At 69.1% G+C, this 16,649-nt stretch carries 13 protein-coding genes and 1 pseudogene; 5 read left to right on the forward strand and 9 right to left on the reverse strand.

What is annotated here, in order from left to right:
* Positions 1-52: 52 nt before the first annotated feature.
* On the reverse strand, positions 53-493 hold the full coding sequence (locus HDC36_RS07170; RefSeq protein ID WP_179565837.1) for a DoxX family protein: 441 nt from the start codon (positions 491-493) through the stop codon (positions 53-55).
* 301 nt (positions 494-794) lie between these two features.
* Here HDC36_RS07170 and HDC36_RS07180 point away from each other — a divergent pair, with 301 nt between their 5' ends.
* Positions 795-1,703 (forward strand): LysR family transcriptional regulator, encoded by a 909-nt coding sequence (locus tag HDC36_RS07180; protein ID WP_179565839.1) that lies wholly within the window; start codon positions 795-797, stop codon positions 1,701-1,703.
* A gap of 37 nt (positions 1,704-1,740) precedes the next feature.
* Here HDC36_RS07180 and bfr read toward each other — a convergent pair whose 3' ends face one another.
* Positions 1,741-2,235 carry a bacterioferritin gene (bfr, locus tag HDC36_RS07185; RefSeq protein WP_179565841.1) on the reverse strand — a complete coding sequence of 165 codons (495 nt, stop codon included), beginning with the start codon at positions 2,233-2,235 and terminating at the stop codon, positions 1,741-1,743.
* A 222-nt stretch (positions 2,236-2,457) separates the two neighbouring features.
* Between bfr and HDC36_RS07190 the strand changes: the two genes are divergently transcribed.
* The 3 genes from HDC36_RS07190 (at position 2,458) to HDC36_RS07200 (ending at position 7,282) form a co-directional block, all read left to right on the forward strand.
* Positions 2,458-4,836, forward strand: coding sequence for a penicillin acylase family protein (locus HDC36_RS07190; protein ID WP_179565843.1), 2,379 nt, complete (start codon positions 2,458-2,460; stop codon positions 4,834-4,836).
* Between the two features lie 105 nt (positions 4,837-4,941).
* A complete protein-coding gene (locus HDC36_RS07195; protein WP_179565845.1) occupies positions 4,942-5,982 on the forward strand; it encodes a right-handed parallel beta-helix repeat-containing protein in 1,041 nt (346 codons plus the stop codon).
* Between the two features lie 223 nt (positions 5,983-6,205).
* Positions 6,206-7,282, forward strand: coding sequence for a GGDEF domain-containing protein (locus HDC36_RS07200; RefSeq protein WP_179565847.1), 1,077 nt, complete (start codon positions 6,206-6,208; stop codon positions 7,280-7,282).
* A 105-nt stretch (positions 7,283-7,387) separates the two neighbouring features.
* Here the strand turns inward: HDC36_RS07200 and asnB are convergent, their stop codons facing one another.
* The 7 genes and pseudogenes from asnB to map all read right to left on the reverse strand — a co-directional run bounded on the left by asnB (position 7,388) and on the right by map (position 15,915).
* Complete coding sequence (asnB, locus tag HDC36_RS07205) at positions 7,388-9,082, reverse strand: asparagine synthase B (RefSeq protein WP_179565849.1); 1,695 nt, start codon at positions 9,080-9,082, stop codon at positions 7,388-7,390.
* 297 nt (positions 9,083-9,379) lie between these two features.
* Entirely contained in the window at positions 9,380-10,507 is a 1,128-nt protein-coding gene (gene dapE, locus HDC36_RS07210; protein WP_179565851.1) for a succinyl-diaminopimelate desuccinylase, read from the reverse strand.
* Positions 10,508-10,664: 157 nt separating this feature from the next.
* Positions 10,665-11,021, reverse strand: a complete 357-nt coding sequence (locus HDC36_RS07215) for an arsenate reductase (RefSeq protein WP_179565853.1) — start codon at positions 11,019-11,021, stop codon at positions 10,665-10,667.
* 1 nt (position 11,022) lies between these two features.
* Complete coding sequence (locus HDC36_RS07220; RefSeq protein ID WP_179565854.1) at positions 11,023-11,493, reverse strand: hypothetical protein; 471 nt, start codon at positions 11,491-11,493, stop codon at positions 11,023-11,025.
* A pseudogene (gene dapD, locus HDC36_RS07225) lies at positions 11,490-12,485 on the reverse strand (2,3,4,5-tetrahydropyridine-2,6-dicarboxylate N-succinyltransferase); the annotation flags it as partial. The gene HDC36_RS07220 and the pseudogene dapD, both read right to left, overlap by 4 nt.
* A gap of 17 nt (positions 12,486-12,502) precedes the next feature.
* Positions 12,503-15,136 carry a [protein-PII] uridylyltransferase gene (locus HDC36_RS07230; protein WP_255432705.1) on the reverse strand — a complete coding sequence of 878 codons (2,634 nt, stop codon included), beginning with the start codon at positions 15,134-15,136 and terminating at the stop codon, positions 12,503-12,505.
* A gap of 2 nt (positions 15,137-15,138) precedes the next feature.
* The gene (map, locus tag HDC36_RS07235) at positions 15,139-15,915 is read right to left on the reverse strand and encodes a type I methionyl aminopeptidase (RefSeq protein ID WP_225209945.1); all 777 of its coding nucleotides are present in this window, start codon (positions 15,913-15,915) and stop codon (positions 15,139-15,141) included.
* Positions 15,916-16,141: 226 nt separating this feature from the next.
* Between map and HDC36_RS07240 the strand changes: the two genes are divergently transcribed.
* Positions 16,142-16,645, forward strand: coding sequence for a spore coat U domain-containing protein (locus tag HDC36_RS07240; RefSeq protein WP_179565860.1), 504 nt, complete (start codon positions 16,142-16,144; stop codon positions 16,643-16,645).
* The last annotated feature ends 4 nt before the right edge of the window (positions 16,646-16,649 follow it).

Below are 16,649 nucleotides of genomic sequence, written 5' to 3' on the forward strand. Positions count from 1 at the left end.
TCGTTCCTCGCACGGCGGCCAGCGCTGATTTGATCGCCTTCCCGCAGCGGTGTCAGGCGACTGACTGCGACGTACGCGGCGAAATGGGCACCTGTCGGCGTCCCCATAGGATGAAGGCCGCCAGCGGCAGCAGGACTGCGTTCAAGGGCAAAGCAGCGAACTCGCCACGCATCGAGTGGAACGCAATGGCGGCGAGTTGAAGCAATACGCAACCCAGCGCTGCCAGAACGGTCAAGTTGGGCCGGATACGCGTCAGCGCGGGCAAGAGGAGGCCAAGGCCGCCAGCCACGTCGATGGCGCCGGTCACGTGCAGCAACAACGGATGCTCGACCGGCCACGAGGAATGCCACATCGCTGCCAGGGCTTCGGGAGCCATGAACAATTTCTGGAAACCGAAAAGCAGGAACGCCAGGAACATCAGCGTTTGCACGATCCACAGGCTGATGCGCAAGGCCTTGCCCGCAGCAGGCTGGGAAGTGACGAAGATTTGCATTGGAGAATTCCAGTCGATTGGGGATGGGATTTACGGCAGGTTGTGCGATATGCGCCCGGGCGGCCGCCAACGCCCATGAAGCGCCGTCCGGTCCGTGGCTGACGCCTTCGATTCCGATCGTCTGCACATGGGTGATGCCCATGAAGCCGAGCACCAGGCGCAGATAGGGCCTGGCATGGTCCAGCGCCGCGGTTTGGCCTTCGAAGTGGATGCCGCCAGCAACGACCCCACTGTAGGCACGGCCACCAATCGTGTAAACGGGTAAAATATCGATCCAACTTATCCATTTTGTGGATGGACCTTGAAGCCTCACCCCACCATCGATCAACTGGAAGTCTTCGTGGCGGTGGTGGAGCACGGCGGATTTTCGGCCGCCTCCCGAGCGCTTCACCGCACGCAATCGGTCGTCAGCTACACGGTGGCGAACCTGGAAGCGCAGCTCGGTTTGACGTTGTTCCAACGCTCGGGCACCAAGCGCCCTCGCCTCACGGAGGCTGGGCGCTCGGTCCTGGAGGACGCACGCAGGCTGATGGGAGACCTGGACCTGCTACGTTCGCGCCTGAAGGCACTCAACGACGGGCTGGAAGGCCAGTTGGGCGTGGCCATAAGCAACGCGGTGCCCTCCGACATCGTGGTCGAGGTCCTGCGTGCGTTTCGCGAGCGCTATCCGACGGTGTCCTTGAACGTCACTGTCGGCACGCTCGGCACCGTGATGGAAGCCGTCCTCTCGGGCAAGGCTGTCCTCGGCTTTGGGGGTGCGATGGACAACGCAGGCAGCGCCGTCGTGACCGAGCGCATCGGCTGGGCCATGACGGTGCCTGTCGCCGCGCCGGGTCATCCGCTGGGCCGGCTGGGACGCGAACTGCAGCCGGCTGACGTGCGGGACGACACGCAAATCGTCGTCTATGACGCCTCGGGGCTGACCAAGGGACGGGACTTCAACGTGTTCTCGCTCAAGACCTGGCGCGTGAGCGACAACGCGACCAAGCTGCTGTTCATCCGCAGCGAGTTGGGCTGGGGCGGGCTGCCCGAGTCGCTGGTCCGCGAGGATTTGGCCGATGGACGCTTGGTGCGGCTCCCGTTTCCGGCCTTCGATCAGGGCAAGTCACCGATCTACGCGATTCGCAGCGCGGTCAACCCGCCGGGGCCAGCGGCTCGGTGGCTGACCGAGGAGACGGAACGCCAGTTCCAGCGTTTGAGCGCGGAGTAACCACTCTGCAGCGCGGGCGGGAGGCGGTGCCAGGGGCTCAGGCGTCCTTGCCGGACACGCCGCCGTCGCCGATCTTCGAGGTCTGGTACAGGGCCATGCCCAGGCGCTTGATCAGGCCCAGTTGCTGTTCCAGCCACCAGGCGTGGTCTTCTTCGGTGTCCTGCAGCTGCTTGAGCAGGATGTCGCGGCTGACGTAGTCGCCGCGCTCCTCGCACAGCTTCATGCCGGCGGCCAGGTTCGCGCGCACTTCGTATTCGACCTTCAGGTCTTTTTCCAGCATCTCTTCGACCGTGCGCCCCGGCTCGAACGCATGCGGACGCATGTCCGGGTCGCCTTCCAGGAACAGGATGCGCCGCAGCAGCGCATCGGCGTGCTCGGTCTCCTCTTCCATCTCGTGGTTGATGCGCGCGTACAGCGCCTGCAGGCCCTGGTCCTCGTAGCGCCGCGAGTGGATGAAATATTGATCGCGTGCGGCGAGTTCGCCGCGCAGCAGGTCCTTGAGGCATTGCACAACTTCAGGATGTCCCTTCATGGGGCAGGCTCCGTAACGTCTAAGGCGGCCATAGTGCCCGAGCCGCGCGCACCGCGTTCCAATCGGAATCATTAGCATCCCGATTTTCCATCGGCACGGACGCGTGCAGCGGCGCGAGCGAAGCTGACCCCGGCCCAACCGCTCGCGAACGCCCGCCGGATGTACGCAAGAACGACACGCAGTCGCGTCTAGAATCCAGGATTGGCCGGCGGAGATGCCTGGATGCGGAGCAAGTGGAAACGGGGACTGCTGTGGCTGGCGGCGCTGGCGATCGGACTGGTGTTGGCGACATGGCTGCTGCTGCGCGGCAGCCTGGCCACGCTAGACGGCCAGGTCGATCTGGATGGGCTGGCGGCGCCGGTGCGGATCCAGCGCGACGCGCAGGGCACGGTCACCATCGACGCCGGCAACGAGGCCGATGCGATGCGTGCGCTCGGCTATGTGCATGCGCAGGAACGCTACTTCCAGATGGACCTGATGCGCCGCGCCGCGGCCGGCGAACTGTCCGACCTGGTCGGCAACGCCACGCTCGGGGTGGACAAGCAGCGCCGCATGCATCGCCTGCGCGCGCACGCCGCCGCGCAGCTGGCCAGCTTCGGCGGCAGCCATGCCGCGGCGCTGCAGGCCTACAGCGCCGGCGTCAATCGCGGCCTGCACGCGCTGCGGGTACGGCCGTGGCCCTACCTGCTGCTGGTCAAGGCGCCGCGCGATTGGCAGCCGGTGGACTCGGTGCTGGCCGGCGACGCGATGTATTTCGATCTGCAAGGCCGCCAGCTCGAGCGCGAACTGTCGCTGTATCGCCTGCAACAGCACTTGCCGGCACCGCTGTTCGCACTGCTGCGCCACGACGGCAGCAGTTGGGACGCGGCACTGGACGCCCCGGCGCGCGGCGACGCCACGCTGCCCGACGCCAGCCTGGTCGACCTGCGCACCCTGCCCGATGCCCCGCGCGATGGCAGCACCGCGGACCATGCCGCACCGGGCAGCAACAACTGGGCCATCGCCGGCAGCCGCAGCGCCGACGGCCGCGCCATCGTCGCCAACGACATGCATCTGCAGTTGGGCGCGCCCAGCCTGTGGTTCCGCGTGCGCCTGCGCTATGCCGACGCGCAGGCGCCGGGCGGCCGCGTGGACGTCACCGGCTTTTCGCTGCCCGGCCTGCCGGCGGTGATCGTCGGCAGCAACGGTCACATCGCCTGGGGCTTCACCAACAGCTACGCCGACACCAGCGACTGGTACCGGTTGACGCCGTGCGCGGCCACGCCGCAGCCCGGCTGCACCGCGGTCGTTCATCACCGCGAAAGGATCAAGGTGGCCGGCGGCCTGGACGTCACGCTGGACGTGGAAGACACCGCGTACGGCCCGATCCTGCAGCACGAGCCGGACGGCACCGCGCTGGCGCAACGCTGGGTGGCGCAGTTGCCCGGCGCGCTGAACCTGGGCCTGGCCGACCTGGCCCGCGCCGATTCGCTCGCCAGCGCTTTCGCCAGCGCGCAGCACATCGCCACGCCGGCGCAGAACCTGGCGCTGGCCGACAGCGCCGGGCATATCGGCTGGCGCGTGCTCGGCGCGCTGCCGCTGCGCGGACCCAATTGCCGCAGCGACGCACTGGTCCATGACGTCAGCGCGGCGGTACCGGCAGCGCAGCGCTGCGCGCCCTGGCCGGTCTCCACTGCGCATTCGCCGCAGCGGATCGATCCTGCCGACGGGCAACTGTGGACCGCCAATGCGCGCGTCGTCGGCGGCGACGAATTGGCCATCCTCGGCGATGGCGGCTACGCGCTGGGCGCGCGCGCGCAGCAGATCCGCGACGACCTGCGCCTGCATCCGCAGCTGGACGAACGTCAACTGCTGTCGATCCAGCTCGACGATCGCGCGCTGCTGCTGCAACGCTGGTGGACCTTGCTGCAGCAACGCGACGGCGGCGCCGCCACGCCTGCGCTGCATGCGCTGGCGCAGGCCGGCAAGCATTGGGAGGGCCGCGCCAGCACCGATTCGGTGAGTTACCGGCTGGTGCGCGCCTGGCGCCTGGCGCTGCTGACCCGGATCCGCGACGGCCTGATCGCCCCGGCGCGTGCCGAACTCGGCGCCGACTACGCCATGCCGCCGCTGCCGCAGCTGGAAGCGGTGGCCTGGCCGATGCTGCAGCAGCAACCGGCGCACCTGCTGCCGCGCCGCTACGCCAGCTGGCAGGCCTTGCTGGAGGATGCCGCCGCCGAGGTCCGCGACCAACCCGACCAGGACGCGCCGTTGCCGCAGCGCCGTTGGGGCGAACAGAACACCGCCGCGATCTGCCATCCGCTGGCGCGCTCGCTGCCGGGAGTGCTGCGGCGGTGGCTGTGCATGCCGACCGAGGGCTTGCCCGGCGACAACGACATGCCGCGGGTGCAGCGTCCGGACTTCGGCGCCTCCGAGCGCATGGTGGTCGCGCCCGGCCACGAAGCCGACGGCATCGCGCACATGCCCGGCGGCCAGAGCGAGCATCCGCTGTCGCCGTTCTGGGGCGCCGGCCACGACGACTGGGTGCAGGGCCGCGCATCGCCGTTCCTGCCCGGCCCGGCCCGCTACACGCTGACATTACGGCCACCTGCGCGACAATGAGGCCCTTGTCGCGCTGATGCGCACCACGCGATCCGACCTGCCGCCGCGGCCCGCGCGCGGTGCCCGCGGTCCTCCCCTCCCTCCCCCAAGCGGAGCCTGTATCCGATGAATGTCCGTCCCCTGCTCGCCCTGTTGTTGCCGCTCGCCGCCTGCCTGTCGAGCGGCTGCGCCACGGCCGCCGCCCCCGCCTCTGCCGCCACCGACTGCAGCGTGCGCGCCGAGCCGGGCGACGACCTGCAGGCTGCGGTGGACCGCGTGCCCAACGACGGCAAGCCGGCCACGGTATGCCTGACCGCCGGCGATTTCCACGTGACCAAGCTGCTGTCGATCCAGCGCGACGGCCTGCGCCTGCGCGGCCAGGGCGACGCCACCGTGCTGCGCATGCAGGACGGCGTACAGCAGCCCGTGATCGTGGTCGGCGACTACCAGAACGAACGCCCGCAGCGGCCGATTCGCGACGTCGTGGTCGAGCAGTTGCAGATCGTGGGCGGCAGCGCCGAGAAGGAATTCATGCCCGAGCGCCCGTACCTGAGCAACAGCCTGGTGGTGGTGCGCGCCGGCCAGAACATCCGCCTGTCCGGGCTGCGCGTGAGCAAGTGCCGCAGCGCCTGCCTGCTCAGCGAGTACGACAGCCGCGACCTGCTGATCGAGCGCAACGACGTGTCCGGCGCGATCTGGGACGGCGTGTCGTTCAACCGCACCGCCAAGGTCAAGCTGATCGACAACTACATCCACGACAACGTCGCCGCCGGCATCACCACCGAGCACCTGGAAGACAGCGAGATCCGCAACAACCGCCTGGAACGCAACGGCAGCCAGGGCGTGTACCTGGCCGATGCGCGGCGCAACCTGTTCGTCGGCAACCAGTTCACCGGCAACAAGGGCGCCGGCATCTACCTGGCCTGCTCGATCCGCCAGCGCACCCCGGAGATCCTGTGCTGGGACAACAGCATGAGCCAGGACAACACCTTCGAGAACAATATCTTCAAGGACAATCCCTACACCTACACGATCGGAGTGGACCGCGCCGCCAACTGCAGCGGCCCGGACTTCCGCCAGAACCTGTGGCGCAAGAACAACCAGGCCGACGCCTCCGGCGTGGACATCCAGCCGGAGCGCTACGGGCGCTGCATGCGCTTCGAGTGAGGCCGGGACCCGGGACTCGGGACTCGGGACCGGAAGAACGGAAGTCGGTAGAGCCTCGGATCGCGGCAGCGCGCTTTTCCGAGTCCCGAGCCCCGGGTCCCGTTCCCCTCAAGCACATCCCGGCCAGGCCGATAACCGGGGATCGATCCTGGGCAATCGAGGCACCGCACCGTGGGCATCGCCTACGCCAAGACCCGACAGCCGCAGGTCTTGAAGGGCATAGATGACGTACCAGACCCACATCCGCCAGGTGCTGGCGCCTTCCATCATGGCGGTGCAGTGGCTGACCATCGTGGTGTGGCTGGCGACCCTGCTGCTCAATCCGCACCTGCAGCGGCCGCTGGACCACGCCTATGCGCTGGCCTTCGCCGCCCTGCTCGGCACGGCGGCGAGTTCGGCGCTGGCCAGGCGGTTCTGGCAGTGGCGCTTGAGCGGTGCGCTGTACGTACTGGCGCTGGCCGCGGCCTACCGGCTCGAACTGCACGGCATGGGGCGGCACGGCGACTTCTGGCTGCTGCCGGTGTCGGTCACGCTGTGCCTGGGCGTCAACCTGCTGTTCCTGTTCTCGCGCGACTACCTGCTGGTGCTGGCCTGCACCTGGTCGATCATGCTGGTGGCGCATCCAGCGCCGATCCCGGCCAGGTCCGACCTGCCGCTGCTCGCGCTGCTGGTCGCGGCGGTGTCGCTGATCGGCTTCGCGCTCAACCGCATGTTCGTGCGCAGCATGCGCACCACCTTCGCGCTGCAGGAAGACTACCGGCGCATCTCCGAAACCGATGCGCTGACCGGGCTGGCCAACCGGCGCGCGCTGACCGAGCAGCTACAGACCCTGGCCGCCTTACGCGGCGAGCGCGCGTTGCATTTCGCGATGCTGGACATCGACGACTTCAAGCAGGTCAACGACACCTATGGTCACGATGTCGGCGATGCGGTGCTGCTGGCGCTGGCCGCGGAACTGGCGCGACTGGGTGACGGCTGCCGGGTCGGCCGGCTCGGCGGCGAGGAGTTCGGCATCCTGTTCGAACGCATGAGCGATGCGCAGGTCGGCGAGTTGCTGCATCGGTTGTTGGACCGTGTCTGCACGCTGCGGGTGAACGACGTGGCGTTCGCGTTCAGCGCCGGGGTCGCGCGGCTGCACCCCGGCGGCACGGTGTCGGACCTGCTCAAGCGCGCGGACCGCGCGCTGTACGCGGCCAAGCGCGAGGGCAAGGGCCGCATCCGCATCGAAACCGGCGCCGGCGCGACGCCCGCGGACCGCGCCAGCGAACACGGCGGCCCGCTGCCGCAGCCATCGGAGTGAGCCGCGGCCGCTGCGCAGGCGGCCGCACGATCGCGGCAATCGCCGTACTGCCAAGCATCGCCGCTGCCGCGTAGCGCCGGCACGTCGCCGGCGCTACGCGCAGGTTCACGCCCCCAGCGCCTGCTCGTGCACTCCGGCCACCGCGCGGCCGGACGGATCGGCCATCGTCGCGAAGCTCGCATCCCAGGCGATCGCCGCCGGCGAGGAACAGGCGATCGACTTGCCGCCAGGCACGGTCTCGGCCGCGGCCGGCGTGGGGAACGCGCGCTCGAACAGCGTGCGGTAGTAATAGGCTTCCTTGGTCTGCGGCGGGTTGACCGGGAAGCGCTTGTCGGCCGCGGCCAGTTCGCGGTCGCTGACCTGCGCCTCGGCGTGCGCCTTGAGCCCGTCGATCCAGCCGTAGCCGACGCCGTCGCTGAACTGCTCCTTCTGCCGCCACAGGATCGAATCGGGCAGATAGCCTTCGAAGGCCTCGCGCAGCACGCCTTTTTCCATGCGGATCGCGCCGCTGCTGGTCTTGTCGATCATCTTGTACTGCGCGTCCATGCGCATCGCCACGTCCAGGAACTCCACGTCCAGGAACGGCACGCGCGGCTCCACGCCCCAGGCCATCATCGACTTGTTGGCGCGCAGGCAGTCGTAGTTGTACAGCGCGTCGAGCTTGCGGATCAGCTCCTCGTGGAATTCGCGCGCGTTCGGCGCCTTGTGGAAGTACAGATAGCCGCCGAAGATCTCGTCGCTGCCCTCGCCGGACAGCACCATCTTCACCCCCATCGCCTTGATCCGCCGCGCCAGCAGGAACATCGGCGTGGACGCGCGGATGGTGGTGACGTCGTAGGTCTCGATGTGCCGGATCACTTCCGGCAGCGCGTCCAGGCCTTCCTCGAAGGTGTATTCGAAGCCGTGGTGCACGGTGCCCAGCGACTCGCCGGCGATCGCCGCGGCGGCCAGGTCGGGCGAGCCCTTCAGGCCGATCGCGAACGAATGCAGGCGCGGCCACCAAGCCTCGGCCTCGTCGTTGTCCTCGATGCGCTTGCGCGCGAACCGCGCCGCCACCGCCGCGACCAGCGACGAATCCAGGCCGCCGGACAGCAGCACGCCGTACGGCACGTCGCTCATCAGCTGGCGGTGCACGGCGCGCTCGAACGCCTCGCGCAGTTCCTGCTTGCCGACCTGTACGCCCTGCACGGCGTCGTAGTCGCGCCACGGCTTGCGGTAGTACTGGTGCAGTTCGCCGCTGGCGCTGTCGTAGTAATGGCCGGGCGGGAACTGGGCGACGTCGGCGCAACTGTCGGCCAGCGACTTCATTTCCGAGGCCACGCGCAGCCGGCCCTGGGTATCGTGGCCCCAGTACAGCGGGCACACGCCCATCGGATCGCGCGCGATCAGCACGCGGCCTGCGGCCTTGTCCCACAGCGCGAAGGCGAAGATGCCGTTGAGCCGGTTGAGCAGCGCCGCCGGCGCGTCCTCGCGGTACAGCGCATTGATCACCTCGCAATCCGAGCCGGTCTGGAACGCGTACGGCTGGGTCAGCTGCTTCTTCAGTTCGCGGTGGTTGTAGATCTCGCCGTTCACCGCCAGCGCCAGCTGCCCGTCTTCGGAGAGCAACGGCTGCGAGCCGCCGGCCGGATCGACGATGGCCAGGCGCTCATGCACCAGGATCGCGCCGTCGTCGACATACACGCCGCTCCAGTCCGGACCGCGATGGCGCTGCCGCTGCGAGCAGTCCAGCGCCTGCCGGCGCAGCGCCTGCAGGTCGTCGCCCGGTTGCAGGCCGAAGATGCCGAAGATCGAACACATGGAAAAGCTCCTGGATGGTGTGTGGGGGTAACAGGTCGTTGCGGCGATGGTCTGCAGCGGTTGCCGGCCGGCACCGCGCTGCGGCGAAAAATCTCACACATAAAAAAACCCGCATCGGCCGATGCGGGTTTTCTGGATACTGGGCGTGGTGTTTCGGTAGCGCCTAGTCGCAGACCCGCATCGGCCGCGCACGATTATTCGCCAGCGCATTATTGCGGCCGTTGGCGTGGATCGGGCGGAGGGCGGACAGCGAGGTCATGCGGCGAACGTAACCCGGCTAGCGCAACGGCGCAACTGTTACGACAGCAACCGTTCGATCAGGCGCAGGTACAGCGCCGGCAGCGCCTCCAGGTCGGCGACGCGCACATGCTCGTCCACCTGGTGGATGCTGGCGTTGACCGGACCGACCTCGATGCATTGCGCGCCCAGCGGCGCGATGAAGCGCGCATCGGAGGTGCCGCCGCCGGTACTCTCCTCTGGCGCCGCGCCGGCGAAGTCGCCCAGCACTTCGCGCGCGACGCTGCGCAGGCGCCCTTCCGGGGTGTAGAACGGCTCGCCGCTGCGGTGCCAGCGCAGCGTGTAGTCCAGGCCGTGGCGGTCGAGCAGCGCGGCGATCTCCGCTTCCAGCCGCGGCGCGTCCCAGTGCGGGTTGTAGCGCAGGTTGAAGGCCACCTGCAGGTCGCCGGGGATCACGTTGTTGGCGCCGGTGCCGGCATGCACGTTGGAGATCTGCAGGCTGGTCGGCGGGAAGCTCTCGTAGCCGTCGTCCCAATGCCGCGCGACCAGCTCGGCCAGCGCCGGTGCGGCGAGGTGGATCGGATTGCGCGCCTTGTGTGGATAGGCCACGTGGCCCTGCACGCCCTGTACCGCAAGCGTGGCGGACAGGCTGCCGCGGCGGCCGACGCGCAGCAGGTCGCCGAGCCGTTCGGTGGAGGACGGTTCGCCGGTGATGCACCAGTCGATGCGCTCGCCGCGCGCACGGAACGTCTCGGCGACCTTGCGCACGCCATCCAGCGCGTCGCCTTCCTCGTCGGAGGTCAGCAGCAACGCCAGCGTGCCGGGGTGCTGCGGATGCGCGGCGACGAACCGTTCGGCGGCGACCACGAACGCGGCCACCCCGCTCTTCATGTCGGCGGCGCCGCGTCCGTACAGCACGCCGTCGCGGATCTGCGGCACGAACGGGTCGCTGGCCCAGGCCTCGCGCGGCCCCGGCGGCACCACGTCGGTATGGCCGAGCAGCGCCAGCACCGGCGCGCCGCTGCCGTGCGTGGCCCACAGATTGTCGACCTGGCCGAAACGCAGCCGTTCGATGGCGAAGCCGGCACGCGCCAGCCGCTGCGCGATCAGGTCCTGGCAGCCGGCGTCGTCGGGCGTGACCGACGGGCGGGCGATCAGGTCGCAGGTGAGGTCAACGACGTCGGTCATGGCGGGGAATCACTGTAGGAGCGGCTTCAGCCGCGACAAGATGCAAGAGTGTCACGCACGCCATCCATTGCGAACGATCCAGGTCCGATGGGGTTCTGACGTCATGGTCGCGGCGGAAGCCGCTCCTGCAGGGAGCGCAACGGCGCGCGACCGACGCTCAGCCCACGCCGAAGCGCTGCTTGAAGCCGTTGTCCGAGAATCCCTGGCTGAGCTGGCCGTCGTCGGTGACCACCAGCGGCCGCCGGATCAGTTGCGGGTATTCGCGCAGCAGCAGTTTCCATTCGGCGTCGGACCCCGGCGTTTTCTTGTTGTCCGGCAGTTGCCGCCAGGTGGTCGAGGACTTGTTGATCAGCGCATCGAAGCCGCCGGCCTTGCCGGCCCACTCGACCAGGGTCTCCGGGCTCGGCTTGTGTTCGCGGTAATCGACGAACGCATAGGCCACGCCGAAGCGGTCCAGCCACTTGGTCGCCTTCTTGCAGGTGTCGCAGTTCTTCAGTCCGTACAGCGTGGTCATGTCATGGAGTTCCTGTGGTTGCGCGGCGCGCATCGGCGCGCGCCATCAGGCCTGCGGCAAGCAGTTCGGGCGCCTGCCCGCGGGCAGGCAAGAAAATCACCGGGGCGTTGGCCGCCTGCACCCGCAGCGCCAGGCGCACCGGCGGAATCAGCCAGGCCGGCTCGACCGCGCGCAGCTCGCGCAGGTCGATGCGCTGCCGCTGCCCCTGGCGCTCGACCAGCAAGGCATCGCCGGCGTCGTAGACCTGGGCCCAGCGCGCCGGTTGCCGCAGCCAACGCAGGGCCATCGCAACCACCAGCGCCGGCACGATCCAATGCCACGGCCCGCCGGTCGGAACCGTAGGGTCGCGGGTCAGCACGCCGACCGTGTAGAGCACGACCCAGCCCAGCCAGAATGCCGGGATGCCCCACCTCACCCAGCGCGACGCGGCCCGGGAGAGGATGCCGTCGCGCGCGCCCGGTTGCGTGCTCAATCGGCCAGGCCGCGCAGCAAGTCGTTGACGCTGGTCTTGCTGCGGGTCTTGGCATCGACCTGCTTGACGATCACCGCGCAGTACAGCGAGTGCGAGCCGTCCTTGGACGGCAGCTGGCCGGACACCACCACGCTGTACGGCGGCACGTAGCCGTAGGAGACCTCGCCGGTGGCACGGTTGTAGATGCGCGTGCTCTGGCCGATGAACACGCCCATGCCGATCACGCTGTGGTGGCCGACCACCACGCCTTCCACCACTTCCGAACGCGCGCCGATGAAGCAGTGGTCCTCGATGATGGTCGGGCTGGCCTGCAGCGGCTCGAGCACGCCGCCGATGCCGGCGCCGCCGGACAGGTGGCAATGCTTGCCGATCTGCGCGCACGATCCCACCGTGGCCCAGGTATCGACCATGGTGCCCTCGCCCACGTGCGCGCCGATGTTGGTGAAGCTCGGCATCAGCACCACGTCCTTGCCGAAGTAGCTGCCGCGGCGCGCGATCGCGCCCGGCACCACGCGCACGCCGGCCTTGCGGAACTCGGCCTCGTGGTAACCGGCAAAGCGCGACTCCACCTTGTCCCAGAACGGCGCCGGCTGCGCCTCGACCACGGCCATCTCGTTGACCCGGAAATACAGCAGCACCGCCTTCTTCAGCCACTCGTTGACCTTCCAGCCGCCGTGCCCGTCGGGCTCGGCGACGCGGAACTCGCCGCTTTCCAGGCCATCGATGACGCGGTTGACCACCGGCCGGGTCGAGCCTTCGATCTCGTCCAGGGTCAGGGCGGCACGGCGCTCGAAGGCGCTGTCGATGGTGAACTTCAGTTCGTCGGCGCTGGGGCCGGCGGCCGGCTTGGAACGCACCGGCCTGGCCGGCGATTTCGGCGCGGCCACCGGCTTGGCGGCGGCGCCGGGGGTGGCGGGCTTCCTGGCCGCGGCCTTCTTCGCGGCGGTCTTGCTGGCGGCGGCGGTCTTGGCAGCAGGCTTGTTGGCGGCGGCAGGCTTCTTGGTGGCCATTAGCGGGATTCTCCAGGCGGGGTATCGGGGTCCAGACAGGCCTGCAGTGCGGCGTGCAGCGCCTGGCGGGAGGAATCGGGCAACGGCAGGTTGTGCTCGTCGGTGATCTGGAACACGTCCTCGGCGCGCTCGCCGAAGGTGGCGATGCGCGCGTCGTGCACGCGCAGCTGCTGGCGGCGCAGCACCTGCGCCACGTTCGACAGCAGCCCGGGCCGGTCCGGCGCGACCAGGCTCAGGCGGGTGCGGCGGCCGTCCACGCTCTCGCGGAATTCGATGCGCGGGGCGAAGCGGAAATGCCGCAGCTGGCGCGGCACCACGCGCCGCGCCGGGCGCAGCCGGGTCAGGTCGCCGGACAGCGCCTCGCGCAGCGCCGCTTCCAGTTGCGCGGTGTCGCCGCTGGCGAAGGCATCGGCCGGCATCACCTCGAAGGTATCGAAGATCGCCTCGTGCGGCGCGTCGAGCACGCGTGCGCGGTGGATGCCGTAGCCGAGCCGGTCCAGGGTCATCACGATCGCGGCGAACAGGCCGTCGCGGTCGGGCGAATAGACGAACACTTCCAGCGCGTCGTCGTCCGGGGTGACCGGGCGCACCTTGACCAGGGTGCCGCCCAGTTCCACTTCCATCAGCGAGCTCGCCTGCCAGGCCAGCTGTTCGGGGCGGAAGCGCAGAAAGCTCTCGTCCGGCATGCCGGCGAACTGGCGGTCGATGACCGCGTCGTCATGGCCCTGGATGTGCATCAGCGCGCGGGTCGCCTCGCGCGCCTCCTGCACCCGCTCGGCGAACGGGCGCGGATGCTCCAGACCATCGCGCAGCGCGCGCCGCGCGGCGAAATACAGGTCGGCCAGCAGCCGGTCCTTCCACGCATTCCACAGCTTGGGGCTGGTGCCGGCGATGTCGGCGCAGGTCAGCAGGTACAGATAGTCCAGGCGCTCGCGGTCGCCGACCAGGGTGGCGAAGCGGTGGATCACGTCCGCATCGGAGATGTCCTGCTTCTGCGCGGTCACCGACATGCGCAGGTGCTGCTCGACCAGCCACACCACCAGGTCGGTATCGGCCGCACTGAGTCCGTGGCCGGCGCAGAACGTGCGCGCATCCACCGCGCCGAGTTCGGAATGGTCGCCGCCGCGGCCCTTGGCGATGTCGTGGAACAGCCCGGCCAGCAGCAGCAGCTCCGGCTTGCGCAGCCGCGGCCACACCTCGTGCGCGATCGAGAAACGGTCGTCGGCGCGGGCGCTGGCGAACACCGCGATGTTCTTCAGCACCATCAGCGTGTGCTGGTCCACCGTGTACACATGGAACAGGTCGAACTGCATGCGCCCGGAGACCTGCGCGAACGCCGGGATCCATTGCCCGAGCACGCCCAGCCGCGCCATCCGGGTCAGCGTCTGCACCGCGCGCGGGCCGCGCAGCAGCGCCAGGAACCGCTCGCGCGCCAGCGCGCTGGCGCTGCCGTACGCGGGCAACTGCGGCAGCGCTTCGGCCAGCGCGCGCGCGGTCAGCGAATGCAGGCCGCGCACCTCGCCATGCGCGGCCCAGATCGCGAACAGCGCGAATACCTGCACCGGATCGGCCTGCGGCCAGGTCTCGGCATCGGCGGCCAGGTAGCCGCGGCGCAGCGAGAAGCCGGCGCCCAGCGGCTGCGGCTGCGCCTCGCCGTCGAACTGTTCCTCGAAGCGCTGCAGCAGGCGATCGCTGAGCCGGCGCACGATCGCCGCGCTGCGGTAGAAGCGCTGCATCATCTTCTCCACGCCCAGGCTCTCGGCGTCGTCGGAGAAGCCCAGCCGCTGCGCCAGGGTCTTCTGGTAGTCGAAGCGCAGGCGCTCCTCCGGGCGGTTGGCGACCAGGTGCAGCCCGTAGCGCAAGCGCGCCAGCTCGCGGCGCTCGCGGCGCAGCGCCGCGGCTTCGTCGCTGCCGACGTGACCGAGTCCGACCAGCGCCTCCAGGTCGCGCACGCCGAACGCGCGCAGCGCCATCCAGCCCAGCGTGTGCAGGTCGCGCAGGCCGCCCGGGCCGTCCTTGATGTCCGGCTCCAGGTTGTCGGCGGTGTCGCCGAAACGCTGGTGGCGGGTCTGCAGTTCCTCGCGCTTGGCCAGGAAGAACGCGCGCGGCGTCCACACCTGTTGCGGCGCGATCGCCGCGGCCAGCGCCGCCCGCGCGGCGGCATCGGCGAGCAGCGGGCGCGCCTCGATCAGCGCGGTCAGCACGGTCTGGTCGGCGCAGGCGGTGGTGCATTGCGCGGCCGAACGCACTGCATGGCTGACCGGCACGCCGGCATCCCAGAGCAGCGCGAACAGCCGCGCCAGCGCCTGCTCGTGGGCGCGCTGGCGCTCGGGTTCGCCGAACACCAGCAGGTCGATGTCCGAGCGCGGAAACAGCTCGCCGCGGCCGTAGCCGCCGACCGCGTACAGCGCCAGCCCGGCATCGCGCGGCAGGCAGCGGTTCCAGGCATGCTTGATCAGTTGGTCCAGCGCGCGCGCGCGCAGCGCCAGCAGGCGGTCGATGTCGTCGCCCTGGTCGAAGCGCTTGCACAGCCGCGCGTCGGCCTGGACCAGCAGCTGCCGGGCCGCCGCGGCCCACTCGGCATCGTCGGCGGCCGCGTCGGGCATGCCGGCATCGGTACCGGCCGGCAACAGGCTCACGGCTCGCCGAGGCCGCCGGGCGACAGGGTCAGCACTTCCACGCCGTCCTCGGTGACCGCGATCATGTGCTCCCACTGCGCCGACAGCTTGCGGTCCTTGGTCACCACGGTCCAGCCGTCCGGCAGCACGCGGGTATGGCGCGCGCCTTCGTTGATCATCGGCTCGATGGTGAAGGTCATGCCCTGCTTCAGCACCAGGCCTTCGCCGGGGCGGCCGTAATGCAGCACCTGCGGCTCGTCGTGGTAGACCTTGCCGATGCCGTGGCCGCAGTACTCGCGCACCACGCTGAAACGCTCGCCTTCGGCGTACTGCTGGATCGCGTGGCCGACGTCGCCGAGCGTGGCGCCCGGGCGCACCGCGCGGATGCCGCGCCACATCGCCTCGTAGGTGGCCTCGACCAGCCGCCGCGCCATCACCGACGGAGTGCCGACGTAGTACATGCGGCTGGTGTCGCCATGCCAGCCGTCCTTGATCACGGTGACGTCGATATTGACGATGTCGCCGTCCTTCAGGACCTTGCTGTCGCTGGGAATGCCGTGGCAGATCACGTTGTTCACCGAGCTGCATACCGTCTTCGGGTAGCCGCGGTAGCCGACGTTGGCCGGCACCGCCTGCTGCACGTTGACGATGTGGTCGTGGCAGATGCGGTCCAGCTCGGCCGTGGTGACACCGGGCTTCACATGCGGCCCGATAATGTCGAGCACTTCGGCGGCCAGACGGCCGGCGATGCGCATCTTCTCGATGTCCTGGGGAGTTTTCAGATTGACGGTCATACCCGCCATTATCGCTCATTCGGGGCTTTCCTGAACGCGCCCGTGCGTACTGCCGGTTTTTCGGCACCGGGCTGCCGCCCCACCGTCTTCACAAACTTCAACCCGCGAAATCGGGGTTGTCATCAAAACCGAAAACTAGATGCACATCCAGAAATATGTGCACTGGCCCACACTTTGCATTGGCTCGGGCACCGACGGACTCCGTCATTCCGAAGAGCCTCACCTCATGCAAGCATTCCACCGCGCACTCGCCATCACCGCCTTGCTGGCCGCCGGGACCGGCGTGGCTTACGCCCAGACCGACTCGCGCACCTTCAACGTCAAGATCCAGATCACCAGCGTCTGCGACATCCAGACCGCCCCGACCGACGTCGATTTCGGCAGCGTCAACTCCACCCAGACCTCGATCAACAGCACCGGCACCTTGAACGTGCGCTGCACCTCGGGCACCCCGTACAACATTGCGCTCAACGCCGGCAGCGGCTCCGGCGCGACGGTGACCTCGCGCACCATGGGCAGCGCCGATGCGGGCAATACCGCACGCGTGCCGTACGCCCTGTACCGCAACTCGGCGCGTACCCAGAACTGGGGTTCGACCATCGGCAGCGACACCCAGGCCGGCACCGGCAATGGCGCGGTGCAACCGCTCGTCGTCTATGGCCAGGTCGCCAGCACCAACTACCCCGCCGGCTCGTACAGCGACGTCGTCACCGCCACCGTCACCTGGTAACCGG

This window comes from Xanthomonas sp. JAI131 (assembly GCF_013410075.1).
Lineage (GTDB): Bacteria > Pseudomonadota > Gammaproteobacteria > Xanthomonadales > Xanthomonadaceae > Xanthomonas_A > Xanthomonas_A bonasiae.

Coding starts and splice junctions, on each gene's coding strand:
- HDC36_RS07195 (WP_179565845.1), top strand. CDS start 4,942: ATGAATGTCCGTCCCCTGCTCGCCCTGTTGTTGCCGCTCGCCGCCTGC.
- bfr (WP_179565841.1), bottom strand. CDS start 2,235: ATGAAGGGACATCCTGAAGTTGTGCAATGCCTCAAGGACCTGCTGCGC.
- HDC36_RS07170 (WP_179565837.1), bottom strand. CDS start 493: ATGCAAATCTTCGTCACTTCCCAGCCTGCTGCGGGCAAGGCCTTGCGC.
- dapE (WP_179565851.1), bottom strand. CDS start 10,507: ATGACCGACGTCGTTGACCTCACCTGCGACCTGATCGCCCGCCCGTCG.
- HDC36_RS07190 (WP_179565843.1), top strand. CDS start 2,458: ATGCGGAGCAAGTGGAAACGGGGACTGCTGTGGCTGGCGGCGCTGGCG.
- map (WP_225209945.1), bottom strand. CDS start 15,915: ATGACCGTCAATCTGAAAACTCCCCAGGACATCGAGAAGATGCGCATC.
- HDC36_RS07200 (WP_179565847.1), top strand. CDS start 6,206: ATGACGTACCAGACCCACATCCGCCAGGTGCTGGCGCCTTCCATCATG.
- HDC36_RS07240 (WP_179565860.1), top strand. CDS start 16,142: ATGCAAGCATTCCACCGCGCACTCGCCATCACCGCCTTGCTGGCCGCC.
- asnB (WP_179565849.1), bottom strand. CDS start 9,082: ATGTGTTCGATCTTCGGCATCTTCGGCCTGCAACCGGGCGACGACCTG.
- HDC36_RS07215 (WP_179565853.1), bottom strand. CDS start 11,021: ATGACCACGCTGTACGGACTGAAGAACTGCGACACCTGCAAGAAGGCG.